Here is a 26053-nt window from a genome sequence, read left to right on the forward strand (position 1 = left end):
CCTGACAGATGGTGATGACCTCGTTGCGTTCTTGCCACAAAAGATCCGATCCAGATGTGTTGAAAAACATGCTGGAGCGGATCTTTTTAATGCGCTCCTCAGAGCATCTCGAATGTCTGCCGGGTCGGATTCTTCTGTGGACCGTCTTCCTTTTTCAGAAATTCCCCTTTGGATTGTGTCGAAATTATAATATACTTTATCGGTATGGAATAATTGAACTTATGAGACTTGTTGGAGAATTGATGAAGGGTGGTTCTCGTTCTCATTTTTTGCAGGGAACGGCAAATCAGAGTAGGTTACAGGGGAGTGATAACACTGTGACAGATTATCAAGGAGTTGGGTCATGAAGCAATTTCTTCCAAAGAATCCGTTTGCGGCTGCTGGTGTGGGAGCACTGGTTGGCGCAGGAATAGCCGGGTACAAAATGTGGTCATTGTATAAGGGCGGTGAAGTTTCCAAGCAGGAAGCAGTCGCTGGTGTCGTCAAGCAGAGTCTCTTGTTTGGCGGCGTTGCAGCAGCGACGACCGTGGCTGGAGGGCAGGGCGGCGGCGGTATAGGTATTGCTGCCATGTCATTAGTCGGCATGGGGGGCCGAGGAGGAGGTGGCGGTGGAATGTTGCCAGGACTTTTCTCCGCTTCCCTTGGTGGAGGTCGAGGAGGCGGTGGAGGCATGGGCGGCTCGGGCGGCGGTGGTCGCGGTGGTATGGGGGGGAATGGAGGATCCGGTGCTGGCGGCGGAGGAAGTCGTGGGAATCAAAGCACAGGAATTCTTGATTCAATATCCAACGCCGTGAGTGGTCTTTTGGTTTCCGATGAGCCGAGCGAACAGGCGCTTGAAGAGTCGGTGGATCGAGCCTTGGAAAAAGGAACCGTTTCGGCTACCGGTCTTGACGAAGAAGGGCTTGAAAGCGATGAGGATCGTGATGAGGAATCTTCAGAGGAAGAGAAAGCTTAGAAGAATCAGGCCTAACCGGAGAGACTGTCATGAATGAGCGTACTGTCACTGTCGAGGGTGATAACGATCTTGTCGCGGCACGGAAAAGAGCAGCTCTTTCGGTACTGCTCAACATGATACTTGCTCTGGTAAAAGGTGGTGCCGGGATTCTTTCCGGCAGTGCCGCCCTTATAGGTGATGCGGTCCACTCCGCGGCCGATGTTTTTGCATCCGGGGCTGCACTTGTCGGTCTGTGGATTGCCGGTAAAAAGCACCCGTCATTTCCTTTCGGATTATACAAGGCCGAAAATATCGCGACGTTGGTCATTGCTTTGGCCGTGATTATGGTTGCGTACGAGATTGGCCGGGATGCGCTCATTGGTGGTGAAACCATACCGGACACTGCTCTTGCCTTGCCGGTTGCCATTGGCTCGTTGATTGTTGCCGTTGTCTTTGGGCTTTTTCAGCTTCGATGCGGGAAAAAACTTGGGTCCCCGGCCTTGATCGCCGATGCGCGGGACTATCTGGTGGATGGTGCATCCACGGGAGTGGTGATCATTGGTTTGATCGGAGCCAGTTTTGGTTTTGCTTTGGATCGATGGGCTGCCGGTGCGGTTTCACTTTTTGTGCTTTGGGCCGGTTTCGAGCTTTTGGTTGATGCGGTGCGAGATTTACTTGATGCCGCCATGCCTCGGGAGTTGGTGCACGATCTCAGTTCGCTTGTGGAAAAACAACCTTTGGTCTCACGAGTGCTCGGCTGTGTCGGGCGGCAGGCCGGTGGTCGTTATATCGCCAATCTTGATATCCTTCTGCGCACCAATGACCATCTGGTCGCTGACAGGGTGGCAGATCGTCTGGAAGTGCTGGTGAAGAAAGAGTTTCCGCGAATTGTCATGGTCCATGTGAGGACACACTTCGGACACAGTGAGTCTCATCGACGGATCACGCCTGTCATTGATCATGGTGGAGCCATGGCCGAAGGACTGGCTTCTGCCCCTTGGTTCATGGTGGAGGATTTGGATGGACAGACCAAAGCAGTTACCGAGTGCGCATTTGTCAGGAATCCTCACAGGGATGCGCCTAAACGTCGTGGACTGATGGTCGGGCAGATGCTTATGGAGCTTAAACCTGATCAGGTCATCAGGCCTGATGGACATGCCGGAACAGCTCTTGCCCTGTTGGAAGAGGCCGGAGTGGATATTCTCCGTATAGGTGAGGAAAAGTAAGACGCCTTCAATAATAAAAAGCGCAGGCGTCTTACCGTTTGATTTGAGCGGGCTACTTGGCGAGCGTGCGACGGTTCTGATAGATGTGCATTCCGAGCAGGCTGAGGAATGCGCTGCCCGCCACAACATGCCAGCGTTCGGAATAGTAGACGATTCCGATGGCTGCAATCAAGGATGCCGCTAACCCTCGCTTGACGTATCTGCGCGCCTTGCGGCCATTGAGTGTCTTCTGGGCACTGGCCATATTGGCCTTGACCTTGTTCATGTCGATGCCAAGGCCTTCGGCGATCTTGGTCAGAATATTCTCGGCAGTGATTTTGGTCTTGTCGAAAAGAATGAGAATGCTTCCCACACGTTTGTTGACCTGTACCTGAATCACCCCTTTGACTTCCAGCAGGGAATCTCGGACCTTGTAACCGAAATCGGCAACTTTGAGGGCCTCGTTTCTGAACCGGATACGTCCTTCTTCTGCGACTGCGTTCATGTCTCTCTCCTTGCTTTGTAACTGTGCTGTCACAAATAGAGTTTTGCACGAAAAGGCGAAGGGGTGTCAATCATCGGGAATTATTATCAACAATCATGTTTTTTGCGAGAAAATCAGTGCATTTTCAGCAGACTGAATTGGTTGTCCTGTATTTAGAATGCCATGTCGTGCCGATTAGTAAGAATACGGCAGAGTGATATTCATGCACACACATCCGGATTCATAGGTTGCCTGAATGGTTCCGCCATGCTTCTCAACTATTTTTTTTGTTGCAGCCAATCCTAGCCCTGTGCCTGCTTCCCTGCCTTTGTCCAGTCGTTGAAAGGGGGTGAACATGTCAACCAGATCTTTTTTCGACAGTGGGGCATGGGAATTACTCAGGTTTATTTCGATATTCCCATCATGCAAAGCGACTCGCGCTGACATGGTGCCGTTCGGGGCAGTGTATTTGATGGCATTGCCAAGCAGATTTTCCAGAACAACACTGATTGCGTGGGCGTTGCACACGTATCCCGGAATACCCTCAAGGCTGGTGGTCACGGTCAGGGCTTTCTGTTCAATCATGGTATCGAATTGATCGATCTTGTGCTGGAAGCACTGTGCGACATCTATGGAATCAGTTCGTGGTGGCGGTTCTCGGAGATCAAGCTTTGAAAAGGCGAGCAAATGACCGATAATGGCATCCATGTTCTCGATTTCATTTTCTATCTTTGCAACTTGTCGATCAAGGGTATCCTTGGCACTGGTTGTATCCCTTTCCATGATCAACTGCAGGGAGATGCGCATCCTGGCGAGGGGGGATCGCAACTCATGCGAAACATGTGCTGTCAGTTCCTTGCCGCTTTTCACCATTTCTTCCAAATGATTGGCCATACGGTTGAACTTGCGGGCGAGAACCGCGACTTCATCCTTGCCTTTTTCCGGCACTCGTTGGGAAAAATCTCCTTTTCCAAGACGGTCCGCCGCTTCACTCAATTGCAGGATGGGACGGGTTATTCGTCTTGAGACGGGAATGATGAACAGGGCACTGAGTGCGGTGAGAAGAAGTAACCCCTTGAAAAACCATACTTCTTCCTTGCGTTGTCGCTTGCCCATGAGAACATGGGTGGTCAGCGGCGGCTGATTGCGCAAAACCATGGGCATTTCGATGTATATTCTGCGATATGAGTTGGTGTGTATCGCAAAGAGTTTGACCGATGTCCCTTCCAGCGTGACAGGTGATAACTCTCCATCCACTTCAGGAGGGGTTCCTTCGAAGTTGCTGACTATCAGGTTTTTTGCGTCATCCGTCAGCCAGATGTGGGCATTGAACCCTTTACCCAGCAATTTTAGAAGAGGAGTGAGTGTTCGCTTAATGGATTGGGGAGAGGTTTCCTTCCCTTCCATCTCCCTCTGGATGAGCATGGCCCCCAGTTCTGCTTTTTCCACCAGATTCCGAATCATTGGTGGTGGCATTTCATTGGAAAGGACAATGCTGAAGACAATGGCATCCGCCGCTATGAGAACAGCGACAAAAGCCAGGAAGAGTTTGAGGTAGAGGCGGCTGATGCTCATGATGCCCCCAGGAACATATACCCTGTTCCCCAGACAGTTTTGATGCGACTGGCGTGCGCTTCATACGGCTTGAGCAGGGAACGAAGCTTGTGGACATGGACATCAATGCTGCGGTCAAAGGCGGAAAAATCCTTGTCCCAGACCAGATTCATCAATTCGTCGCGGGTCATGGCGGTATCCGGGTTATTCATGAAGACCTTGAGCAGTCGATACTCCGTGGCGGACAGTTCCAGTTCATCTTCTTCGACTGTCACGACCTGGCGGGCAGTATTCAGGCTGAGTCCGCCACACTCGATCAGTCTGGTCGAGTGTCTGGTGCCGTTCTCAGAGGCGATAATTTCGTACCGTCTCAGGATTGCTTTGATTCTGGCTAATAATTCTCTGGGGTTGAATGGCTTGGGCATATAGTCGTCTGCCCCCAGTTCCAGGCCGACGATACGGTCCGTATCTTCTCCCTTGGCCGTCAGCATGATCACAGGGACCGATGAAACAGTCCTCAGTTCGCCCAGCACCTGCAAACCATCTTTGCCCGGCATCATGATGTCGAGAATGACCAGACATGGCTTTTCTGCTGTGACGGTTTCCACCACCTTTTCTCCCGAGGGGAGTGTGAGCACTTTGAACCCGTAGCCCGTCAAGTACTCGGTGATGAGTTCCCGGAGTTCATCATCGTCATCAATTATGAGAATCGCGCCATTGTTATCCATGGTGTTCACTTACCTTCTGTCAGAGCATCGGAAAAGCCTCATTTCATACATTTAACAGTTATTAACACTTTTTATCATCCTCCAAAAACTCTGCCAACATTTTAGGCATAGGAATCAGGGTATGAAATCAACATTGGAGATCTGATCCGTGACTCACAAACCTGTTTTTGTCTCTTTTTTCCCGGCGGTGTTTTTTCTTGCCGGAATTCTCCTGCTGCCAGGATGTTCTCCATTCAGGCCGTCCGCCCGAGATATCGACCCTGCCCCTCTTCCTGTGGGCTTCACCATGTATTCGGAGAAGCCGACCGCTCCGGACCGGTGGTGGGAACAATTCGGCAATGCCGAACTGAATGGGTTCGTGCAACAAGCTCTTTCGGCTAATTTTGATATCGAGGCAGCCTGGGCACGTCTGCGTCAGACCCGAGCCACTGCGGTGCAAACCGGGGCAGACAAGTATCCGACACTGGATGGCAGTGCGGGATATAGCCACACGAGGGCTGGTACGGACTCTTCCACCGGAGGTCGTTCCATCACGACCACGGAGGAGCATACCTTAGGGCTAAGTGCCGGGTATGAGCTTGACCTGTGGGGCCGGGTGGCTGCAGAGGCTTCGGCCGGAGAACTGGATGCACAGGTGAGCCGAGAGGACTTGAACACTGCAGCCATGACCGTGGCCGGTGAAGTGGTCTCCAAGTGGATACAGATTCAGGCCCAGCGAAAAGAAAAGCGCATTTTGACGGAACAGATAAAAGCCAATCAGACCTACCTCGAACTCATCGAGCTTCGCTTTCGAAACTCCCTGGCAACAGCTCTTGATGTTTATCAGCAGAGAGAGACCGTTGCCAAGGTCAAGGCAGAGCTCCCTCCCGTGGAGTCCGAGGAGCAGATCCTCTTGCACGAACTCGCGATTCTGCTAGGTCGCCCTGCCGGGTCCGTGGAAGTGGCGGATGCCTCTCTCCCGGGTCTTTCCGCTCTTCCCGGACTCGGTCTCCCGTCCGATCTGCTTGCCAATAGACCGGATATCCGGTCGGCTGGTCTGGCGCTACGATCTGCTGACTGGTCCGTGGCTGCTGCCCGTGCCAACCGACTTCCCTCTCTTTCTCTGGGGCTTGACGGTCAGTATTCCGGGGCACAGGTCGGGACGATTTTTGACAACTGGATGTTTGCCCTGGCCGGGTCCGTGACAGGACCTATCTTTGATGGCGGCTATCTGAAGGCTGAAGTTGAAAAGGCACGAGGAGTGGTTGATGAACGGCTGGCTGACTACAAGTCCGCTGTCTATACGGCATTCAAGGAAGTGGAAGACGCCCTGATACAGGAAAAATGGCAGCGCAGGTATATCATTGCTCGGCGCGCTCAGTTGGAGGCCGCCAAGGTCAATCTGGACGAAGCCATTTCTCGATATACTCAGGGGCTTGAAGATTATCTACCGGTCCTGACGGCTCTGTTGTCCGTACAGGATCTGGAAATTTCCGAGGTCGAGGATCAGACCGATCTTCTCCTCTACCGCGTTGCCCTGTACAGGGCCTTGGGTGGTTCCTGGACCGATGAACTGAAACCGCCGATCTCGACCTCTGATTCGTCGGCTACCCCGGCTCCAGGCTCTCCTGCTCCAGTAATGCAAACCAAGACCAATGGATAAAAACATGACTCAAAAAGAACGCCGGTTTTCCGGTCTATTTAGCGTAAAAATCCTGATTCCGACCGTGATCCTTTTGACTGCGGCCATGGGAGCTTACGTCATGATCAAGACTGCACCCAAAGCTCATCGGGTCGCTCCTGTGACCATACTGCCGACTGTGGAGGTCGCGACCTACGAGAAAGGATCGCACGCCATCGGTCTTTCGGTCATGGGCACTGTGGTAGCGGCTAATGAAGTGACATTGGTTTCCCGCTTGTCCGGAGAAATCGTGTCTGTCAGTGATTCATTTCTGCCGGGTGGATTCTTTCGAAAGGGCGATGAGGTCCTGCGTATTGACCCCAAGGATTATGAGCTTGCGTTGCGTGAAACCAAAGCGGATATGGTCACGGCTGAGTATGATCTCAAGGTGGAGCAAGGGTATCAGAACGTCGCAGGGCGGGAATGGAATCTGCTCAAGAAGTCGGCCAAGGGAACGGAACAGGAAGCTGAACTTGCTTTGAGAAAACCTCACCTGCTCAAGGCTCAGGCGGACCTGGAAGCGGCCAAAGCTCAGGTGGAGCAGGCTGAAATAAACTTGCAGCGGACGAAGGTGACGGCTCCCTTCGCCTCCATGATTGAGTCAAAAAGCTCTGATATCGGGGCAACCGTGGCTGCGCAGGAAGCGCTGGCGACCATTGTTGGGACGGATGAATTCTGGGTTGAGGTTTCAGTGCCGGTGGATCGTCTCGACCATATCACCTTTCCCATGGCTGATGGCACGGTCGGTTCAAAAACCACTGTTTATAACGGGAAAGACGAGACCTCCGCACGCAGGGAAGGGCATGTCATTCGATTACTCCCGTCATTGGAGAGTGAAGGGCGCATGGCCCGTGTCCTGATTTCCATTGCGGACCCCCTTAATCTGAAAGGCGATCCTTCGCTCAAACCCATTCTGCTTGGCAGCTATGTCAAGGTGGTCATTGCCGGTGGGGAAATCGCGGATTCATATGCCATTCCCAGAAAAGTCTTCCGCGACAACAGCAAAATATGGGTTCTTGGTCAGGATGGCACTTTGGACATCCGCACGGTGAACCCTGTTTGGCGTGATGCACAGACCATTCTGCTCAAGGAAGGCCTGATGCCCGGCGAACAGGTCGTCCTCTCTTCCCTGACCGCCCCCATGCAAGGCATGAAGCTTCAGGCCGCATCCGATACAGCCGTAACGGTCAAGACCACGGTTTCGGTAGAAGCGAAAAATGATCTGGCAGCCGAGGTCAGCCATGGCGAATAATCAGAACGACAATCCCGGTGGTCCTCTTACCTGGATGGCGGGCAATTCTGTTGCCGCCAATCTGTTGATGATTGTCTTCCTTATTGGCGGGCTGATCTTTGCCATGCAGATCAAGCAGGAAGTCTTTCCCGAATTCAGTACGGATGAAATCAATGTTTCCATCTCCTATCCCGGAGCAAGTCCTGAAGAGGTCGAACAGGGTATTGTTCTGGCTGCGGAACAGGCCATTCAGGGTATTGATGGTGTCAAGAAAGTCACTTCGACTTCAAGTGAAGGGTCTGCTTCCATTGTGGCCGAATTATTGGAAGGAGCGGATCAGCAGCGGGTGCTTCAGGATGTGAAGAGTGAAGTTGACGCGATTACATCCTTCCCCGAGGAAGCCGAGGACCCGATTGTCTCCGAGGCCTCTCACAAAAGGGACGTTCTCGCACTGATCATTTATGGTGATCAGGAGCAGATTGTCTTGCGCGAAGTCGCTGAACAATTGCGGGAGGAGTTGCTGAGTGATCCCGGAATTACTCAGGCAGAGCTTCGCGAGGTCAGTGGTTTGCAAATCAATATTGAGGTGCCGCAGGCCAAACTGCGCGCACACAACCTGACTTTGCAATCCGTGGCCGATACACTGGATGACGCCTCTGTGGATATGCCGGGTGGCGGCATCAAAAGTTCCTCCGGCGAAGTGCTGGTCCGTATGAAGGATCGCAAGGAGTACGCCAGGGAGTTTGCTCAGGTCCCAGTCGTCACGGGGAGTGACGGGACTCAGGTCCTGCTGGAGGATATCGCAACAGTTACCGATGGTTTCGAGGACGAGGATATCCTGACGAATTACAACGGTAAACCTGCCGTCCGACTGGATGTCTACCGTATCGGTGATCAGACTCCAAAATCCGTTTCCACAGCAGCCAGAGCCAAGCTGGAACTTTTCCAGAAGCGTTTGCCCGAGAGTGTCAAGGTTGCCGTGCTCAATGACTCTTCCGTGATTTTCAACCAACGCATGGATCTGCTCATGAGCAACGGATATATGGGGTTGGCGCTTGTATTTATCCTGTTGGCTGTTTTTCTGGAAGCACGGTTGGCTTTCTGGGTCGCCATGGGTATTCCGGTATCATTCATGGGATCATTTCTTATTTTGCATGTCATGGGGATCAGTATCAACATGATGTCCATGTTCGCCTTTCTCATAGCGCTGGGCATTGTTGTTGATGATGCCATTGTGGTGGGAGAGAATGTCCACACCTTGCGCCAACAGGGGGTTCCTCCTCTGAAAGCGGCGATTGAAGGGGCGCGTCAGATTGCTCTCCCGGTCACATTCAGTGTGTTGACCAACATCGTTGCTTTCGGACCGATCTTGTTTATCCCCGGTGATATGGGCAAGATCATGTATTCCATCCCAGTCGTTGTCATCAGTGTTTTTGCCATCTCTCTCATAGAGAGTCTGTTTGTTTTGCCCGCTCACCTTGCTCATATGAAAGTCGGGACCAGTAATCCGATCATGGCTTGGGTCTCTGCTCGTCAGCAGCGGGTTAGCAGATGGCTCATTTCTTTTATTGCGAATGTTTATCGGCCTTTGCTCGATAGATGTGTCACATGGCGTTATATCAGTGTTGCGGTGGGATCGGGCATACTCATTTTGTGCGGTGCTTATGTAGCCAGTGGACGGTTGGGGATGACACTCATGCCCAAGGTTGAGTCCGATTATGCCTTTGCGCGGGCAGAGCTTCCCTATGGTTCTGCCGTGGCAGACTCCGAGGCCATTCGGGATCGACTACTCAATGCGGCTGAAGAAGTTGTCGCCGAGAATGGCGGTACACGGCTTCAGGAGGGAACATACTCCAAGATCGGCGGAGCTGGCCGCGATATTTCGGGAAGCCATGTTGTCAGTGTCCAGATATTCTTGACCGATGCTGAAACCCGTCCCATCTCGACCGATGAGTTCGTGAAGAAGTGGCGTCAGAAAGCGGGTACTATTCCCGGTCTTGAGTCATTGCTTTTTCAATCCGATAGGGGTGGACCTGGTGCGGGGAATGCCATTGAACTGGAGTTGAATCACAGTGATGTGAATGTTCTCAAGAGTGCGGCCAGTGAATTGGCCGAGGCTTTGGCCTTCTTCCCCAAGGTCAAGGATATCGATGATGGATTCTCTCCGGGCAAGCAGCAGCTCGACTTCAAGGTCACGCCGGAAGGCGAGAGCCTGGGGCTGGATGCTCAGGAGATCGCCAGTCAGGTTCGCGCCGCATACTATGGAACAGAAGTCCTGCGCCAGCAACGTGGCCGCAATGAGGTTAAAGTCCTGGTGCGTCGTCCCAAGGATGAACGCATATCGGAATATGATCTTGAAGAGTTCATGATTCATACTCCGGATGACAGGGAAGTCTTGTTGCGCGAGGTCGTGGATATCAAACGGGGACGAGCCTACACCATGATCAAACATGTCAACGGGCGCAGATCACTCGTTGTCTCCGCAGATGTGAACCCTCGAAGTGAGGCAGGGCAGGTGCTCAAAGACATTCTGCGTGAGACCATGCCACGCCTTCAGGCCAAGTATCCCGGTTTGAGTTATTCCATTGAAGGAAATCAGGGCGATATGAATGAGGGGATGGAAAGCCTTATTTCCGGACTTCTCCTCGCCATGTTGGTTATCTATGCGCTTCTTGCCATCCCATTCAAAAGTTACACACAGCCTTTGATCATCATGATCTGCATTCCATTTGGGGCAGTCGGTGCCATCATAGGACATATCATGATGGGGTACAGCATCAGTCTGCCGAGCCTTCTTGGGATTGTCGCCCTGTCCGGTGTGGTCGTGAATGATTCACTCGTCTTCATCGATTATACCAACCTGAAACGACTCGAAGGACATTGTGCCTATGATGCGGTCCTTCTTACAGGAACAGCGCGTTTTCGTCCCATCATGTTGACGACCATGACAACTTTTGGGGGACTGGCTCCCATGATCATGGAGACGTCACGTCAGGCACAGTTTCTTATCCCCATGGCCATTTCCCTTGGTTTCGGTATTCTATTTGCCACGGCGATTACCCTGATTCTGGTCCCGTCGCTGTATTTGATCTTGGAGGATTGCAAGGAATGGTTATACCGCCTGCGTGGTGTGAAAAAGCCGGTAGGATCGGGAAAGGAAGTCAATATATGACCATTCTCCCTGCCTATATTGTCGATGGAAAATTGTTTGGCAATGAATTGCTCAAGAAAAAGTGGGAAGCCCGAAAGAGGGAAGAACACATTCAGACGGATGTGGTGCAAACCCTCGACCAGGTTCTCAATGCCGAAGATCTCATTCTGAATCCGGTGAGCAGGCAAAATACGAAGATTCGGGAGGGAACGGGCTCGCTTTCCATTGTTCCAATGGTTCAGGAATCTTAACATGGGTTGATAAATCTTATGTAACGCCCCCCATCGCGTGCCCGATTACTTCTATAGAACACCCTCGCTCTGCCGTATGCCCGCCTTTGGGAAGGGGAGACAGTCGTATCGGCTGTTGCCGGGCCGCGGTCAGGGGGGGGACAGCCTAAGGAGATGGTTATGGAAATCAGTTCCGTGAGTTCCATGTCCAGCATGATGTCAATGCAGAGCAGTTCGATGCAGGCTCCCCCAGAGCCTCCAGACACATCGGAAATGTCCTCTGATTTCATCAGCGCATTGGATTCGGACGGTGATGGAGCACTCAGCGAGACCGAGTTCGCAGCCGGAGGAAGCGGAGACTCTTCTGAAAGCAGTGAGGTCTTTGATGCCCTTGACACCAATGAAGATGGCATTGTCTCTCAGGATGAAATAGAGGCTGACATGGAAGCCAGGCAGGCTACCATGGAATCCGAAATGGAATCCTCCAGTGGATTCAGTGGTATTCAGCAGACAGCTGATACTGCCGAGTTCGAACAACTTATGAGTCTGGTCGGCAGCGGCACAGAGTCTCAGTCTTCCGGGACCGAGGCCTACAGCCAGATGCAGGACTCTCTGTTCGGAAGTTCCAGCTATGACAGCCAGTCGCTTTCCGGAGGCTTGAGCATCAGGGCGTGATACACTGGTTCTACTCCCTTCGTGGTTGTTGATAGGAGTATCTGCTCGGGCCGCGCCTTTTGGCGCGGCTCTTCATTGTCGGAAGCAATACTTATGTGATTCCCCGGATTCTCTCTTTTCTCGACAGAAGAAAGCCCCTTCATGGTTCAGTGCATGAAGGGGCCTGTGTCTCTGTCATTTCACCGTGGCAGAAGAATTTTTTATGCAAAGTCCCTACATGGGCCCTCTCCCTCCCGGTCCTCCTGGTCCACGCCCCCCTTCTGGGGGCTGTTTTCCTTCATGTCTTTTGGATTCTTCCTCAAGCAATTTGCTGTATAATTCCATTTGTTCGTCGGAGAGATGTTCAGCGAGTTTTTTGTAGGTTTCCCATTCCAGGTCTTCCATCTTCTCCCGTTGTGCTTTGCTTGCTTCCCTGTGACTCTCGTCCGGTACTCCCATAATTTCTGCTTGTTTGCGGTGGGCTTCTTCAAGGATAGGGCGAACGACTTCGACCTGCTCATCTGTCAGCATGAGTTTTTTTTGGAGAGCATCCATCCGTTGTTTTGGGTCGGGGGGGCAGGCCTTGAATCATGTGAAGCACAGGCTGCCAGGGTGGCAACAAGCATGAGTATCAGAATTTGGAGAGTTTTTTTCATACATTCCTCGCAATTGGTTTTCGAGCGATCAGAGTTGCCGAAGAGACTCGTGGACGTAACCGTGACGGCCACAGCACACTTTAGCATTGCGAGGTTAAAAAACTTTTGTGTGGGTGTTAAAAGCTGTTAACGAAATACCAAGAATTCTACGCTTACTCTTTTGGGCATGGAGGCTGATTAGACTGAGCGGGTACTACAGTTCTCGCAGACCCCCTCCAGATGCAGGGCAATGGTCTTGACTGTCATGCCGACTGAGTTGGCGATAGCATCTTCATCAAATTGCAAAGTCGTGTTTTCGATACATTGCACCTGACCGCACTGTGTACAGTGAAAATGGCTATGGTCGTGGCCGACGCAAAAATGAAGGGCGCGTTCGCCCGTGCTGATGCGGTTGATCGCCCCCTTGTCTGCCAGAAGGTCAAGGATCCGATAGACCGTAACCCTGTTGATCTTGTGTTCATCAAGAACGGCCTCGAAGACTTCGCGAGCAGTCAGAGGATGGCCACTTGCGACCACGGCGGAAAGGATCAGAATTCGATTCAGAGTCGGGTCCAATCCGGTTTGTTCCAGAAATTCGTGTGCTGCCTCGGCTGCATTGCACAATTTCATTATTCAATCTCCTTGGGGACATTCCGGGGGAGAATTCCCATGTCTTTCCAGTCGTTGCATCCTCAGATGCACACTCCCCTTTCGGCCTCGCCGTGTAGAGGGCGAGGCCGGGGGGAATTTATCTGAGTGCGTCAACAAAGGCATCCGTGGCATCAAGCAGGTTCTTTTTCCAGTCCTCGGCCAATGGATCCAGAGGAAGAACCTGTGCTCCCAGTTCGTCGGCAATGACCTGCGCATTCTTTCGCGAGAATTGCGGCTGTACGAAAACAACATGAATATCGAGTTCTTGACCGTGTTCGATAATTTCGGCCAGATGTTTCGGGCTGGGCTCGTTACCTTCTTCTTCGATGGTTATCTGGGTGAGTCCATACTGGTCTGCAAAGTACCCCCAGGAAGGGTGGAAGACCAGAAACGAACGTCTGTTTTTCGGGACCATGGCGAGTTTGTCAGCAATGGCCTTGTCTGTCTTTTCAATTTCGCGGATGAAAGCTGCTAAATTTCTTTCGTACGCCAGTTTGTTTGCCGGGTCTATCTCCACCAGGCCGGCGCATATGTTGCTGGCAATGATTTTCACTCTTGCTGGAGAGAGCCAGACATGAGGATCAAGTCCTTTGTGTTCATGGTGTCCGTGCTCCTCGGCATGTCCGTGCATTGCATGTTCATGCTCCTCGGAATGTTCATGCATGGCGTGTTCATGCTCATGAGCTTCATGGTTTTCGCCATGTTCTTCGTGGTGGTGAGCAACCATGGCTATTTTGGTGATACCATGATCTGTCTCAAAGACCTGTAATGCCGAGTTTGCGCTCTTGATGCGGGGAATCCATGTCTCCTCAAGGGTAATGCCGATGGAAAAATATGCTTTGGCCTTGGAGAGTTGCGTCATTTGCTTTGGGCTAGGTTCATACATATGCGGATTTGCTCCGGGCATGACCAGGACATCAACATTGACCAGGTCTTTGCCGATTTGCTCCACAAAATATTTTTGCGGCATGATCGAGACAAAAACATTGGTCTGCGCTCCCATGGCGGGAAGAGCGGTCAGGGTAAGAGCCAGTAGGCTGCTCAAGAATACTTTGAATATTTGTTTCATTTTTTCCTCAAGGCAGAGTGTTATTAAAGCGATCTCTTTGCACAATGCAACACAGTTGCATGAAAAGTCAATTCTGTGTGCGGACTTTCCTTACTGTTCGTTTGATCGCTCATACATGATCTGCGTGTTTTTTGAGGGCCAGGGATTGTGCGGAATAAGAGCAGTCCAGCAAAGGGCTGGAGAAGAGGAGAGAATCTCTTATCTCCCGGATGCGAGGGAGCTCTTTTTCATTCATGTCCTTTTCGGGAAGAGACTTACTGGTGTTGGGAGAAGAGAAAAGGCAGGCGCCCTTTCGGGGCCTGCCTTTTGATCTCTGAATGGATTTTGTCTTCAGCTGTTCTGTTTTGGTTAAACTTGTGCTGTCGAGGTTAGTCGGCAGTATAGTTCACGCTGTAGGTAAAGGCTGACGAATCAAAGTAGTTGAGCGGCTTGCCGTCCACCTCAGCGTAGGGGTACATCATGTAATTGATGGGAGCGCCCTGTTGTGCCGGAGTCAGGACAACGCCTCTGGCTCCCTTGTTCAAGGTCACACGGAAAAGGTCATCGCCGCCCCAGAAGAACTCGCGCCACTCTTCCACTGCCTTATCGCCCATCTTGAGGTCGTGGACCAGCATCATTTTCCGAACATCAGCGGGATCTGCAGGAACCCATCCGGTGCCGGGAAGGTAGAATTCAGCCCAGCAGTGGTACCCGCTGGTGACGTCACCGGTCTTGGGGCTGCCAAGGCGCAGACCGTAGACATCTCGCGCAGGGACGCCTGCGGCGCGGGCCATGGTCACGAAAACAGCACTGATATCGGCGCACTTTCCGCCACCTTCGCATTCATAGAGGGTGCGTCCCGGTTTGGCCAGACCGCAGCCTGTCACATTGGGGTCGCGGACTGTGTTGTCAACGGTCCAGTCATAGATGGCGCGGGCTTTTTCAAGAATCGTTTTTTTACCGGCAACCACTTTCTGGGCCTGCTCAGTGAATGCCTTCACCGGAATTTCCAGAGTAGATTTCAGGTATTCCTCTTTGATAGGAGCCGGGATGGGCAGATTGGATTCCTTGATGGAAGCGACTTTTCTGCTGGAAAGATCGGCATGAAAGCTCATGGTCAACTCGGGCTGTCCTGCAACGGCAGGCCATCCGGCGTACAGGAACATGGCACCACTTTTTTCATCGCGGTACACTGAAGATGTTGCAAAGTTACCATCGACCTTGAGATCTGTGATTTTTTGAGCGTCATTGGAAAGTGGATATGGGATCCACACATTGACGGTTTTTGTTTCACTGGTAACAGTCGGTTTGACGGTGTATTTGACGACGCCGCTGTGCTGGGCGGCGAAAGCAGCCACGGAGTAAGTGGTCATCATGACCACTGCAAGCGTGCGAAGAACGATTTTGGTCAAATTTTTCATATTTCTCCCTGAGTATGAATAGTGGATTCTGTTCACTAGCTATTGCCGTGAAAGAATGCCAATTCAAAAAAACTATCTCTCCTTGGTTTGGTATTAAGATTGTCAATTTTTGATCCCTTTCCAGACCAAAGGAAGGGACCTTTTTATCGAAAATTGATCACTGTGCCAAAGGCGTGAAGGCGGTGTCTCATGGAATTTTTGACGATCGAAACGAGTGGGAGGCGGTTTTTTCGCTCTGAGTGCCTTTTCCTTTTCTTCTAATGAGAGGTTGTTAAACGTAGAAAACGGTGCGCAGATCGAGTTGAGACATGCACACCGTTTTCAGGGGAGGAGGGGTGTCGTTTTATGATTCGTTGGTTTGTTTGGCGATCAGCTCTTTCATTTGTTTTTTACTCGGCAGGAAGAAGATTAGTGGAATGAGAAGTAGGAACAGCGCACCAAAAATGAACGATGTATCGTTGTATGCCATCATGGTGGATTCCCGTTTCATGAGTGCATCGAGCATTCCCAGGGTGAGACTCTTGATTTGGAGTGCGCTGTATCCAAGCCCATGAAAGTATTGGCTTAAAGTCGCCATATAGTCCTGAGTTGACTGGCTTAGTTCGCTGATGTGTTCGGACAGGTGTGCATGGTGCCTTTGGACACCCTGGTCCACAAGAACAGCGACCAAGGCGTAGCCGATGTTTCCGCCAACCCGTCGGGCAAGGGTGTAGACACTTGACGCATCAGTCATGTCACTTTTGTTGACAGTGGAGAGAGAAACCGTGCTCAACGGAACGAACATGAACGGCATACCTATGCCCATGATCACGAGCGGTGGGATAAGGTCAAAGAAACCAGCCTGTGCGCTCAATTGCATAAGGTCATAGTAAGACCAGATAATAATGAGGATTCCTGAAAAGATCAGCGTCTTGGCTCCAAGACGTTGATATGCCCAGCCCGCAATAGGCATGAAGACGACCAATGCCATTGCACGGGGAGCCATGGCGAGTCCTGCTTCAAAGGCCGGATATCCCAGTATTTCTTGAGTGAACTGGGGCAGGATGAAAGTCGTGCCGAACAGGGAAACACCGAAGATCAACCCCATGATTGAGCCAAGGGTCAGATTTCGGTCTTTGAGCACTCTTAAATTGATGACAGGGTCTTTGCACCGAAGTTCCCAGATAATGAGTAAAAGCATGGAAATAAGAGTGGTTGCTGTCCAGACGATGATTTCAGTTGATTCAAACCAGTTTTGTTCCTGGCCACGCTCCAGAACAATCTGCATGCCGGTCAGAAAGATCGTCAACAGGCCGATTCCAAGCCAGTCAACGGATTGAATGCCTCGACGCAGATAAGGCGGATCGTAGACAAACTTGAAAGTCAGAGCCATACCTATGATGCATATGGGAATGTTGATATAGAATATCCAAGGCCAACCCCAGGCATCGGTCAACCAACCGCCACAGATGGGGCCGAGAGCCGGAGCCAGGACAACTCCCATTCCGTAGAGGGCCATGGCCATACCTTGCTGTGCAGGGGGAAAAGTCTCCCGCAGGATGGCCTGGGAGACAGGGATCAAGGCTCCACCTCCAATACCCTGAATAATGCGGTAAATGATCATTTGCGAGAAGGTGGTCGCTGTACCGCAGAGGATGGAACCAATTGTGAAAATGGCAAAAGAAGCCAGATAGAGGGTTTTCCGTCCGATGAGGGCACTCCACCAGCCTGACATGGTGACCATGATAATTTCAGCAATACTATAGCTTGTGGCAACCCACGTGATGGCGGTCAGGTCTGTTCCGAAGCTGCCCATCATGTGCGGCATGGATACGTTGACCACGCTGGTATCCATGACAGCCATGAAAGCGCCGAACATGACAGTGATGGCTATGGTCCATCGTTCGGTCGGACTCATGGTCAACGGGTCTTTGAATTCCGCCATGGTTATTGTGCCACCGTTTCACGCGCTGCCACGGTCTCTGCGCCTGAGGGCAGTTTGATATCCTTGGATGCGATATCCACACTGGGAATGACGGACATACCGGGCACCAAGGTGTGACCACCGTGGAATTCACCTGCATCAAGGATAATTTTGACAGGAACGCGCTGAACTACCTTGATGTAGTTACCAGTTGCATTTTCCGGAGGCAGCAGAGTGAAGCGGGAACCGGTACCGCGCTGGATGGAATCAACTCTGCCTTTGAAGGCCAGATCAGGGTAGGCATCAACTTCTATCTCGACAGGTTGCCCCGGCTTCATATCGGAAATCTGTGTTTCCTTGAAGTTGGCCACTACCCAGATAGAGGGGTTGACGATGGAGAAAAGCTTTTGACCTACTTGAACATATGCTCCGGGTTCGATGTTCTTTTTGGTTATATACCCGTCGCTTGGCGCGGTGATGTGCGTATAGGACAGGTTGAGGTTCGCTCGTTGCATTTCAGCCTCGGCCTCACGCAGTTCAGCCATGCGGATCGCGACTTGGGCGTATGCCTGTTTGAGTTCATCCTCAGCAGCTTTAACCGTTGCCCGAGCCTGTGTGATCTTTGCCGACTGGGTGTCAACCTGGCGATGGGCCGAGTTGAGTTTGGCTCGTGTCATGGCTTCCTGTGCTCTGGCGTGGTCGAATTCCTGACGGCTGACAGCACCGGCTTTAGCGATGGTCTGCATTCGTACAAGGTCTGTCTCATCTCTGTCATAGCCAGCCTTGACCTCGGCAATACTTGCCTGGATTTCTGCCAATTCTGCATGTTGGGTTGAGACCTCGGCACCTTTTTGGACAAGGATATTTCTGGCAGCCGAAGCCAAAGCATCCGCTTCCGTCAAGGCGGCCTTGGCTGATTCGACACGTGCAGATGCAATGTCGAGGGCGACTTCAAAATCTCGTGAATCGATCTGTGCGAGCAGATCTCCTTTGTGGACGACCTGATTGTCTGCGACGAAAACTTCGGAAACATGCCCTGCCACCCGGGGACTCATCGTGACAACGCGCGCTTCCACAAAAGCATCATCTGTTGCTTCGTGGGTCATGGCGTGGCGATAGAATGGGTACCCGACGGCAAGAGCCGCAATGGTCAATAGCCCACCAATCAAAAGAATTTTTCGGGTATTCTTTTTTTCTTTTCCACTTTCCGAGTTGGAAAGGGGAGATGTCTCAATCATTTTCTCATTGCTCATCGTATCACCTTGTAAGCAAAAAATTTTAAATAGCTGTAGATAGTTGACGCTTCTCTGCGAAAAAGCTTCAATTTGACTCTCTTAATCCGTTCAGCACAAAGTCCTGCGCATGACGGCATAGTTCCTTGGCTTCAACCCCTTCAGGTCTGAACAGGCTGATGGAGCGGACAAGACCGGTAATATATTGAGCGGAAAGCCGCGGGTTCTTGTCCTTGAACATGCCATGCTCAACGCCTCTCAGGATGACCGTTTCAATGATTGTCCACATTTCGGTGCGGAGTTCTCTCCATTCTTCGGATTTGGGGCAGGCAATGACCGCTCCGAGGATTTCAAATTTGGATTTGCTGCCGATCATATGATGAAATAATTCGGAAATGATGGCTGCAATCTGCTCATCCGGTGGAATCTCCATCTTGGCAATGGTTTCCCGAAGTTTGTCCACCAGAATAGTGAACTCGCGGAAGAGGACTGCAATGTACAGGTCATCCTTGCTTTTGAAATACAGGTACAATGTACCTTTTCCCACTGATGCCAGTCTGGCTACATCGCTGAGCAGAACTTTATGGAAAGGCCTCGTTGCAAAAAGTTCGGATGCAGTATCCAGAATCCTATTTTGTTTATCCATGGCTTAGCCTCGAAGATATATGAGTTTTTCGGAGAAACCCCGGTGTTGTAGGTTGGACGTGACAGGGGTAGAGAAACGGACATTCAGCTTAAAACTGACTGGTCAGTTCTCGTTCGTCAGGATAAGTAGTACCGACGAGTCAGTGTGTCAATCGCTGACTCCGAGTACTCTACAGAAAATTGATTTTGAGGTGGTTGGTTTCGCTTGCCCGGCCATGGAATATCCGTGTTGGGCAGATTCTTCCATGGCCGGAACAGGAGAGGCTGAGGTCTGGGCTATAACTCTATTGTGTTGAATTTCCGTACGGTTTGACGGTGAACGTCATGTGCGTTTCCCATTCCTTCAGAGTGTCATGGTCGAGCGTGATGTTGCTGTTTATTTATGGTTTTTTGAAAAAACATCCTCAATCGAGGCAAAGAAAGACAATTTTGTCAGAGTCTTTCCCCTTTGTGCCGGTCTGAAAGTGGGTATCCTGCTAGATGCCCAGATACGCTTCCTTGATGTACGGATCGCCCAGGAGTTCCCTGGCTGTTCCCTGCATGGCTATGCGACCATGCTCCAGCACATAGCCCCGTTCCGACAGATTCAGGGAGTGGTTGACATCCTGCTCCACGAGCAGAACCGTCAGCCCTTTATCTGCAATATCACGGATCGTTTGGAATATTTCGTTAATAAGAACCGGTGCAAGTCCGAGGGACGGTTCGTCCAGCATCAGAAGTTTTGGCTTGGCCATCAGTCCACGGCCGATGGCAACCATCTGCTGTTCACCGCCTGACAGGGTCATGGCTAGTTGAGATTCACGTTCCTTGAGGCGTGGGAACATCTCATAGACTTCCTTCAAAGTCTGACGCCGGACAGCAAAGGCAGCCTGATTATGTGCGCCTGCCATAAGGTTGTCCCGGACACTCATGAGGGAGAAGAGACGTCGGCCTTCCGGCACCTGAATCAGTCCTGTCTCCACAACATTGTCAGGCGACAGCATGTGGGTGGCAGCCCCCATGAAACCGATGGACCCGGATTCCGGCTGCATGAGACCGGAAATGGTTTTGAGCAGGGTTGATTTTCCGGCACCGTTTCCGCCGATGATGGAGACTACTTCGCCTTCTTCAATTGAAATGGAGAGATCAAACAGCACTTGAACATCGCCGTAGGAGACATTGATATCGTTTACATCAAGCAGAGGCATAATCTTCTCCCAGATAGGCCTTGATAACATTTTTATCACGAGCGACCATTTCAGGTTCACCCTGACAGATCTTTTTCCCGAACTGGATAACCACGATTTCATCGGACAGAGCCATGATGGCGCGCATGATATGCTCGATGACAAAAATGGTCATGCCTTTGCTCTTCAGCTTCTGAATGATCTGGATAACTTCATCCACCTCTGTTGGGCGTAGTCCGGCCATGACTTCATCAAGCAGCAGCAGTTTGGGGTTGGTGGCCAGCGCCTTGGCTATTTCAAGGCATTTGCGATCAGCAATGGTCAAGGCTCCGGGCTTGAGGTCTTTCTTGTCACCCATGCCCAGCATGTCCAGTACATCGGCAGCTCTTGTTTCTGCCTTGTCTCTGTTATCCGTGGTGGCAAAAGCTCCGACCATGACATTCTCAAGGACGGTTTGTGAAGCAAACGGCTTGACGATCTGAAAGGTTCGTCCCATGCCTTTTTTGCACAAGTCCCACGGGTTTTGGCCAGTGACGTCTTCGCCATCGAAGATGATCTGGCCTTGAGTGGGGGCGTAGACTCCCGCCACGCAGTTGAATGCTGTGGATTTGCCCGCACCGTTCGGGCCTATGAGACCGAGGATCTGACCTTTATCAATGGATAGGCTGAGGTCGTTTACCGCAACCAGCCCTCCGAACTGTTTGGTCAATCCTTTGATTTCGAGAAGACTCATACCTTGTCCTCCTGGGCGTCGTCCGTGAATCTGGCCGTGACGCGATCAAAGAGTTTCAGCAACGGTTCAGTCAGTCCACGCGGTTGATACAGCATGACGACAATCAGAACGACGCCAAGGATGATCAGGTGCAGACCGGGGAGCGATGCAGAGAAGTATATGCGGCTGAATTCGCTGACCGGCCGCAGCAGCAGAGCACCGATGACCGGGCCTGCCAGAGAACCGCGGCCACCGATAAGGGCGATGAAGGCGAGTTCGAATGACAGATCGAGGGTCATGACGCTTTTGGGGTAGATAAACAGGGTCAACTGGGCGAGGAACGTTCCGGCCAAGGCCGTGAGAAAGGCGGACAACGCCGTGGCCGCCACTTTACAGGATGCGACATTCACCCCCAGAGCCTGGGCCGCTTCCGGTTCTTCTCCGCCTGCCTTGAGGTAGTATCCGAATTTGGAACGTGAGATGTAATAGGTCAATCCCAGCACCACTATCAGCATGATGAGGGCTATGTAATAATACGGTTCCTTGGATGAGAATTGGAATGCCCAGAATCCGGCTTCCTCTGTGGGCAGTGGGGGGATGTTCAATCCTCTGGGACCATTGAGCTTGAAGGGGCCGATTGTGTCGATATTCTCGACAATAACCCGCATACCCTCAAGGAAGGCCATGGTGGACAGGGCAAAGTATGCCCCGCGCATTTTCAGGGTTGGTTTGCCGATGAGGTAACCGACAATGGCGGCCAGAACCCCACCGATCAGCATGCCGAGCCAGGGGCTGATTCCGTATTGGAGCCAGAGGACTGTCGAAGTGTATGCTCCTATACCCACGAAGACTGCATGGCCGAGGGGCAGGACGCCTGCAAAGCCTCCTACCAGGTTCCAGGTCGTGGTCATGTAGGCATAGAGAAAGAGCATAATCAGGATATGCAGATATGTCGGGCTTTGGAGTACCTGTGGCAGCGCGAATGCTGCCAGCCCCAGCCCCATGAGGCAATTTCGTTTCAATTGGTGTTGTGTCATGCTTTGCTCGAATGTTTGCTTACCAGTCGTTCTTTTGGCCGAAGAGTCCTGAGGGCTTGACGAAAAGCACGAGCAGGAACAGTCCGTAGACGATGGCTTCTGTCCAGGTGGAAGTCATGTAGATGGGGCCGATGGACTCGACCAGTCCGACTATGACGCCGCCGATGAGTGCTCCCCAGATAGACCCTAGACCGCCGAGAACGACGATGACGAATGATTTGACGTCAAAAGGAATACCTACTGTGGGATACACGTTGTAAAAGGGGGTCATAACGGCCCCTGCAATCCCGGCAACGGCCGTGCCGATGCCGAATGCGACGTTGAAAATTTTCCACTGATTGATGCCCATCAAGCTGGCTGCATCGCGATCCAGGCTTGTGGCCCGGATAGCGCGCCCCATGCGGGTTTTCTGAAGAAACCAGGCGAGTCCGCCAGCCGTGGCGACTGCCGTGGCAGCACCATAGAGTTTTGGTACGGAGATGAATATTTCGCCAAAGCTGAGCATCTGTCCCTTGAGAGGGTTGGGTGCCAGCGCCCTGTAATCGGGGCCGAAAAGCAGCAGGGCGAGGTTGTCCAAAACATACCACATGCCTGTAGTGACCACGATGACGGTTATCGGTTCGCGAACATCACGTTCTGCAATGAAGATGGGGCGGATGAGCAGGTTCTGCATCAGGTACCCGAACATGAACATGATTGGAACAATGATGACCATTGCCAGATAGGGATGCAGTCCGGTCAGAGAAACGACCCAGTACGAGACGAACATGCCGACCATGATGAAGGAGCCGTGCGCAAAGTTGATGACTTTGAGGACGCCGAAGATGAGGGTCAGACCCAAAGCGACCAAGCCGTATATAAGACCCATGAGTACACCATTGATGCAATCCTGGGCGAAGAAAACCAAGTCCATGAAAGACTCCCGCTGGTTGACGGATCAGGGCTTCGTCCGAAGCCCTGATCCGTATGGATTGACTTTATTTTGTGGGCATGGGGAAGACAGGGGAGTAACCGGCACGGCGTGCAGCCTTGGGCCACACGGTGATCCGCTCAAGCCCTTTTCCGATGTCATTGATCTGGACAACGGCCAGCGCGGCGTTTTCATTCTGACCGGTTTCATCGAATTTCACGGAATCATAGGTCACGATCATACCACGGCCTGTTTTGTAGTCGGTTTCCGCCAGAGCTTTGCGAATTGCATCAGGCTCCAGGGATCCGGCCCGTTCCAGGGCATCGGCCAGCATGTACATGGAGATATAGGCATCCACGGCTTCACCTGTCAGGTTGTTGCCGTAGCGTTCCTTGTATTTGGCATTAACTTCCTTTGCCCCAGCTTTGTTGACGTCGGCTTCCCATTCGACAATATCGAAGATGTATTTGGCATTGTCGCCGCAGCCAGACATGAAGGTCGGGTCGGCATGCCCTCCTCCGGAACCGATGATCACCTTGGGGCTGACTTTGTAGTCCGCCAGGGTGTTGGTCAGGAGGATGGCGTCTGCAGCGTTGGAGACCAGCATCAGAACATCGGGATGGGCGCGACGGATCTTGTTGACGACCGGAGTCAGGTCTGTGGCGGAAGAAGGATACGGTTCATCCAGGACCACTTTGTAGCCGGAGGCTTCGGCAAGCTTTCTCCACTGGGAAGCAAAACCGGTCCCCCAGTCGCCGTTTTCGTAAACAAAGGCCACGGTGGACAGCTTCTCGCCAAATTCCTTTTCCATGTCCTTGAGGAAAGCGAACTGATCGCGGGTCCACCAGGAATCCTTGGCAGCAATCCTGAAGACGTTCTTGAATCCTCGCTCCGTGATGGTATCGCGGACGGATACGGGCACGATGTAGGGGATGCCATATCGTTCGGCAACAGCTGTGGACGGGTAGGTGACGCCGGAGTTCCATGCGCCAGTGAGGACATGGACATTTTCCGTGTTGATGAAGCGCTCGGCCTCTGTCACGCCGACATTGGGGTCGGACTTGGAATCAGCATAAAGCAATTCGATTTTGGCTCCGCCCAGGGATTTGATACCCCCGGCAGCGTTGATTTCCTCAACAGCCATTTCCCGAGCTTGTTTTCCCTGCTGGCCGACCGACGCGGAGGGACCGGACAAGGGAAGGATGTTTCCAACTTTGACAGTGGTTTGGGCAAAAGCCAGTGACGGCAGGACCAGGCTCATTGCAAGCCCCAGTACCAGCAAGTAAATCCGTTTCATTCTCTCTCTCCTGATAGCTAAACGTTTACTTATTTAGAAATTGCTACGAATCCCTCTTCCATGATGGAGAGGGCTTTTTCCACTTGTTCCTCGGTGATGACCAAGGGCATCAGGGTGCGGATGACGTTCCCGTAGTTGCCGCATGAAAGGAGAATCAAGCCTCTCTCCAGGCAGTATGCGACCAGTTCACGGGTCTTGTCCGCAGCGGGTTCTTTGGTTTCTCTTGAGTGGACCAGCTCCAGTGCGAGCATGGGACCCTTGCCACGCACATCGCCGATGATGGGGAACTTGTCCATCAGTCCTTCGAATTTGGTGCGGAGGGTTTCTCCCAGTTTTTCAGCAACGGCCAGGAGGTTGTCTTCCTCAATGGTTTCAATGGCAGCCAGCGAGGCTGCTGCGCACACAGGGTTGCCACCGTACGTGCCTCCCAGCCCCCCAACCTGCGGAGCATCCATCAGCTCAGCTTTGCCGACCACGGCGGATATTGGCATGCCACCGCCCATTGATTTGGCCACGGTGGTCAGGTCAGGAACAACACCCCAATGTTCCATGGCGAGCATCCGTCCGGTGCGACCAAAGCCACTTTGGATTTCATCAGCGATGAATACGATGTCGTTTTCTTCGCAGATAGCTTTGAGTTTGGCGTAGTATTCCTTGGGAGGAGTAATGAATCCGCCTTCGCCAGAGACCGGTTCGACAATCAGGCAGGCAATATTTTCGGGGGCAGATTGGCCGATAAACATTTTGCTCAGGGCGTCTGCACATCCCACATCGCAGGAAGGGTATTCCCGACCGATGGGGCAGCGATAACAGTAGGCGTGGGGAATCCGGTATATCTCGGGGGCAAAGGGACCAAATCCGAACTTGTATGGCTTGACCTTACTGGTCAGGGACATGGTGAGCAGTGTGCGGCCGTGAAATGAGTTTTCGAAGACCACAACACCCTGCTTGCCCGTGGCTTTTCGCGATATCTTGATCGCATTTTCCACTGCTTCGGCCCCACTATTGAAAAGGGCTGCCCGCTTCTCGAAATTACCTGGCGCTATCTTGATAAGCTTCTCGGCAAGGGAAATATACCCTTCATACATGACGATATGAAAGCAGGAGTGGAGCAGTTTGTCCGCCTGCTCCTTGATCGCGGCAACGACTCGGGGGCTGTTGTGTCCGATGTTGACAACACCAATTCCTCCGGCGAAATCGATATATTCACGCCCTTCGATATCCGTAATTACCGCCCCTTCGGCCTTGGCTGCGATAATCTTTGTGGCGTTGAATACTCCTGGAGGGACTGCCTTTGCACGTCTTGACAAAACGTCTTGCGATGATTGTGTCATGTGAATTCCTTTCTCGAATATTGAAATTAACGATGGTTTTGTTCTGTCACCAATATGTTTCAGAGAGCAAAGGGTGTGCCTTGGAATATTTATTGTTATATTATGGTGATTTATAAGAGAATGTCTTTGGGTTTCCTTTTAACGCGATTCGTTAGTGAATCGGAAATGGGGAATTTTTGCTTAAAAGGTGATTCATGTATGAATCACTGGCGTCGTTTAAGACAAGAATGG

Annotated in this window: 23 protein-coding genes; 7 read left to right on the forward strand and 16 right to left on the reverse strand. The window is 51.9% G+C overall.

Annotation, left to right across the window (positions count from 1 at the left end):
- The first annotated feature begins 343 nt into the window (after positions 1-343).
- Both BN4_RS17345 and BN4_RS14850 read left to right on the forward strand, forming a co-directional pair.
- On the forward strand, positions 344-955 hold the full coding sequence (locus BN4_RS17345) for a hypothetical protein (protein WP_015416226.1): 612 nt from the start codon (positions 344-346) through the stop codon (positions 953-955).
- A gap of 29 nt (positions 956-984) precedes the next feature.
- Positions 985-2160, forward strand: a complete 1176-nt coding sequence (locus BN4_RS14850; RefSeq protein ID WP_015416227.1) for a cation diffusion facilitator family transporter — start codon at positions 985-987, stop codon at positions 2158-2160.
- A 52-nt stretch (positions 2161-2212) separates the two neighbouring features.
- Here the strand turns inward: BN4_RS14850 and BN4_RS14855 are convergent, their stop codons facing one another.
- The 3 genes from BN4_RS14855 to BN4_RS14865 form a co-directional block, all read right to left on the reverse strand.
- On the reverse strand, positions 2213-2644 hold the full coding sequence (locus BN4_RS14855) for an HMA2 domain-containing protein (RefSeq protein ID WP_015416228.1): 432 nt from the start codon (positions 2642-2644) through the stop codon (positions 2213-2215).
- Positions 2645-2818: 174 nt separating this feature from the next.
- Entirely contained in the window at positions 2819-4198 is a 1380-nt protein-coding gene (locus BN4_RS14860) for a sensor histidine kinase (RefSeq protein WP_015416229.1), read from the reverse strand.
- Positions 4195-4905 (reverse strand): response regulator, encoded by a 711-nt coding sequence (locus BN4_RS14865; protein WP_015416230.1) that lies wholly within the window; start codon positions 4903-4905, stop codon positions 4195-4197. Before BN4_RS14865 ends, BN4_RS14860 begins: the two co-directional genes overlap by 4 nt.
- 148 nt (positions 4906-5053) lie before the next feature.
- On the opposite strand from BN4_RS14865, the gene BN4_RS14870 reads away from it, so the two are divergent.
- From BN4_RS14870 to BN4_RS17350, 5 genes are all read left to right on the forward strand, one after another.
- Positions 5054-6547: an efflux transporter outer membrane subunit gene (locus tag BN4_RS14870; RefSeq protein WP_015416231.1), complete on the forward strand. Its 1494-nt coding sequence runs from the start codon at positions 5054-5056 to the stop codon at positions 6545-6547.
- A gap of 4 nt (positions 6548-6551) precedes the next feature.
- Positions 6552-7817, forward strand: a complete 1266-nt coding sequence (locus tag BN4_RS14875) for an efflux RND transporter periplasmic adaptor subunit (RefSeq protein ID WP_015416232.1) — start codon at positions 6552-6554, stop codon at positions 7815-7817.
- Positions 7807-10968 (forward strand): efflux RND transporter permease subunit, encoded by a 3162-nt coding sequence (locus tag BN4_RS14880; protein WP_015416233.1) that lies wholly within the window; start codon positions 7807-7809, stop codon positions 10966-10968. Before BN4_RS14875 ends, BN4_RS14880 begins: the two co-directional genes overlap by 11 nt.
- Positions 10965-11198 carry a hypothetical protein gene (locus BN4_RS14885; RefSeq protein WP_015416234.1) on the forward strand — a complete coding sequence of 78 codons (234 nt, stop codon included), beginning with the start codon at positions 10965-10967 and terminating at the stop codon, positions 11196-11198. The genes BN4_RS14880 and BN4_RS14885 overlap by 4 nt, the downstream gene beginning before the upstream one ends.
- A 159-nt stretch (positions 11199-11357) precedes the next feature.
- Positions 11358-11852, forward strand: coding sequence for an EF-hand domain-containing protein (locus BN4_RS17350; protein ID WP_015416236.1), 495 nt, complete (start codon positions 11358-11360; stop codon positions 11850-11852).
- 213 nt (positions 11853-12065) lie between these two features.
- Here BN4_RS17350 and BN4_RS14895 read toward each other — a convergent pair whose 3' ends face one another.
- The 13 genes from BN4_RS14895 to gabT all read right to left on the reverse strand — a co-directional run bounded on the left by BN4_RS14895 (position 12066) and on the right by gabT (position 25822).
- Positions 12066-12386, reverse strand: coding sequence for a hypothetical protein (locus BN4_RS14895; protein WP_015416237.1), 321 nt, complete (start codon positions 12384-12386; stop codon positions 12066-12068).
- Positions 12387-12664: 278 nt separating this feature from the next.
- Complete coding sequence (locus BN4_RS14900; RefSeq protein WP_015416239.1) at positions 12665-13096, reverse strand: Fur family transcriptional regulator; 432 nt, start codon at positions 13094-13096, stop codon at positions 12665-12667.
- Between the two features lie 118 nt (positions 13097-13214).
- Positions 13215-14186 carry a metal ABC transporter solute-binding protein, Zn/Mn family gene (locus BN4_RS14905; protein WP_015416240.1) on the reverse strand — a complete coding sequence of 324 codons (972 nt, stop codon included), beginning with the start codon at positions 14184-14186 and terminating at the stop codon, positions 13215-13217.
- Between the two features lie 368 nt (positions 14187-14554).
- The gene (locus tag BN4_RS14915; RefSeq protein WP_015416241.1) at positions 14555-15586 is read right to left on the reverse strand and encodes a transglutaminase-like domain-containing protein; all 1032 of its coding nucleotides are present in this window, start codon (positions 15584-15586) and stop codon (positions 14555-14557) included.
- Positions 15587-15929: 343 nt separating this feature from the next.
- Complete coding sequence (locus tag BN4_RS14920; RefSeq protein ID WP_015416242.1) at positions 15930-17510, reverse strand: DHA2 family efflux MFS transporter permease subunit; 1581 nt, start codon at positions 17508-17510, stop codon at positions 15930-15932.
- Positions 17511-17512: 2 nt separating this feature from the next.
- Entirely contained in the window at positions 17513-18742 is a 1230-nt protein-coding gene (locus BN4_RS14925; RefSeq protein WP_015416243.1) for an HlyD family secretion protein, read from the reverse strand.
- Positions 18743-18809: 67 nt separating this feature from the next.
- Positions 18810-19367 (reverse strand): TetR/AcrR family transcriptional regulator, encoded by a 558-nt coding sequence (locus BN4_RS14930; protein WP_015416244.1) that lies wholly within the window; start codon positions 19365-19367, stop codon positions 18810-18812.
- Between the two features lie 475 nt (positions 19368-19842).
- On the reverse strand, positions 19843-20553 hold the full coding sequence (locus BN4_RS14935) for an ABC transporter ATP-binding protein (protein ID WP_015416245.1): 711 nt from the start codon (positions 20551-20553) through the stop codon (positions 19843-19845).
- The gene (locus BN4_RS14940) at positions 20540-21265 is read right to left on the reverse strand and encodes an ABC transporter ATP-binding protein (RefSeq protein WP_015416246.1); all 726 of its coding nucleotides are present in this window, start codon (positions 21263-21265) and stop codon (positions 20540-20542) included. The genes BN4_RS14935 and BN4_RS14940 overlap by 14 nt, the downstream gene beginning before the upstream one ends.
- A complete protein-coding gene (locus BN4_RS14945) occupies positions 21262-22281 on the reverse strand; it encodes a branched-chain amino acid ABC transporter permease (protein WP_015416247.1) in 1020 nt (339 codons plus the stop codon). The genes BN4_RS14940 and BN4_RS14945 overlap by 4 nt, the downstream gene beginning before the upstream one ends.
- 19 nt (positions 22282-22300) lie before the next feature.
- Positions 22301-23194: a branched-chain amino acid ABC transporter permease gene (locus BN4_RS14950; protein ID WP_015416248.1), complete on the reverse strand. Its 894-nt coding sequence runs from the start codon at positions 23192-23194 to the stop codon at positions 22301-22303.
- 64 nt (positions 23195-23258) lie between these two features.
- Positions 23259-24488 (reverse strand): ABC transporter substrate-binding protein, encoded by a 1230-nt coding sequence (locus BN4_RS14955; RefSeq protein WP_015416249.1) that lies wholly within the window; start codon positions 24486-24488, stop codon positions 23259-23261.
- Positions 24489-24517: 29 nt separating this feature from the next.
- The gene (gabT, locus tag BN4_RS14960) at positions 24518-25822 is read right to left on the reverse strand and encodes a 4-aminobutyrate--2-oxoglutarate transaminase (protein WP_015416250.1); all 1305 of its coding nucleotides are present in this window, start codon (positions 25820-25822) and stop codon (positions 24518-24520) included.
- Positions 25823-26053 lie beyond the last annotated feature (231 nt).

The organism is Pseudodesulfovibrio piezophilus C1TLV30 (assembly GCF_000341895.1).
Taxonomy (GTDB): domain Bacteria; phylum Desulfobacterota; class Desulfovibrionia; order Desulfovibrionales; family Desulfovibrionaceae; genus Pseudodesulfovibrio; species Pseudodesulfovibrio piezophilus.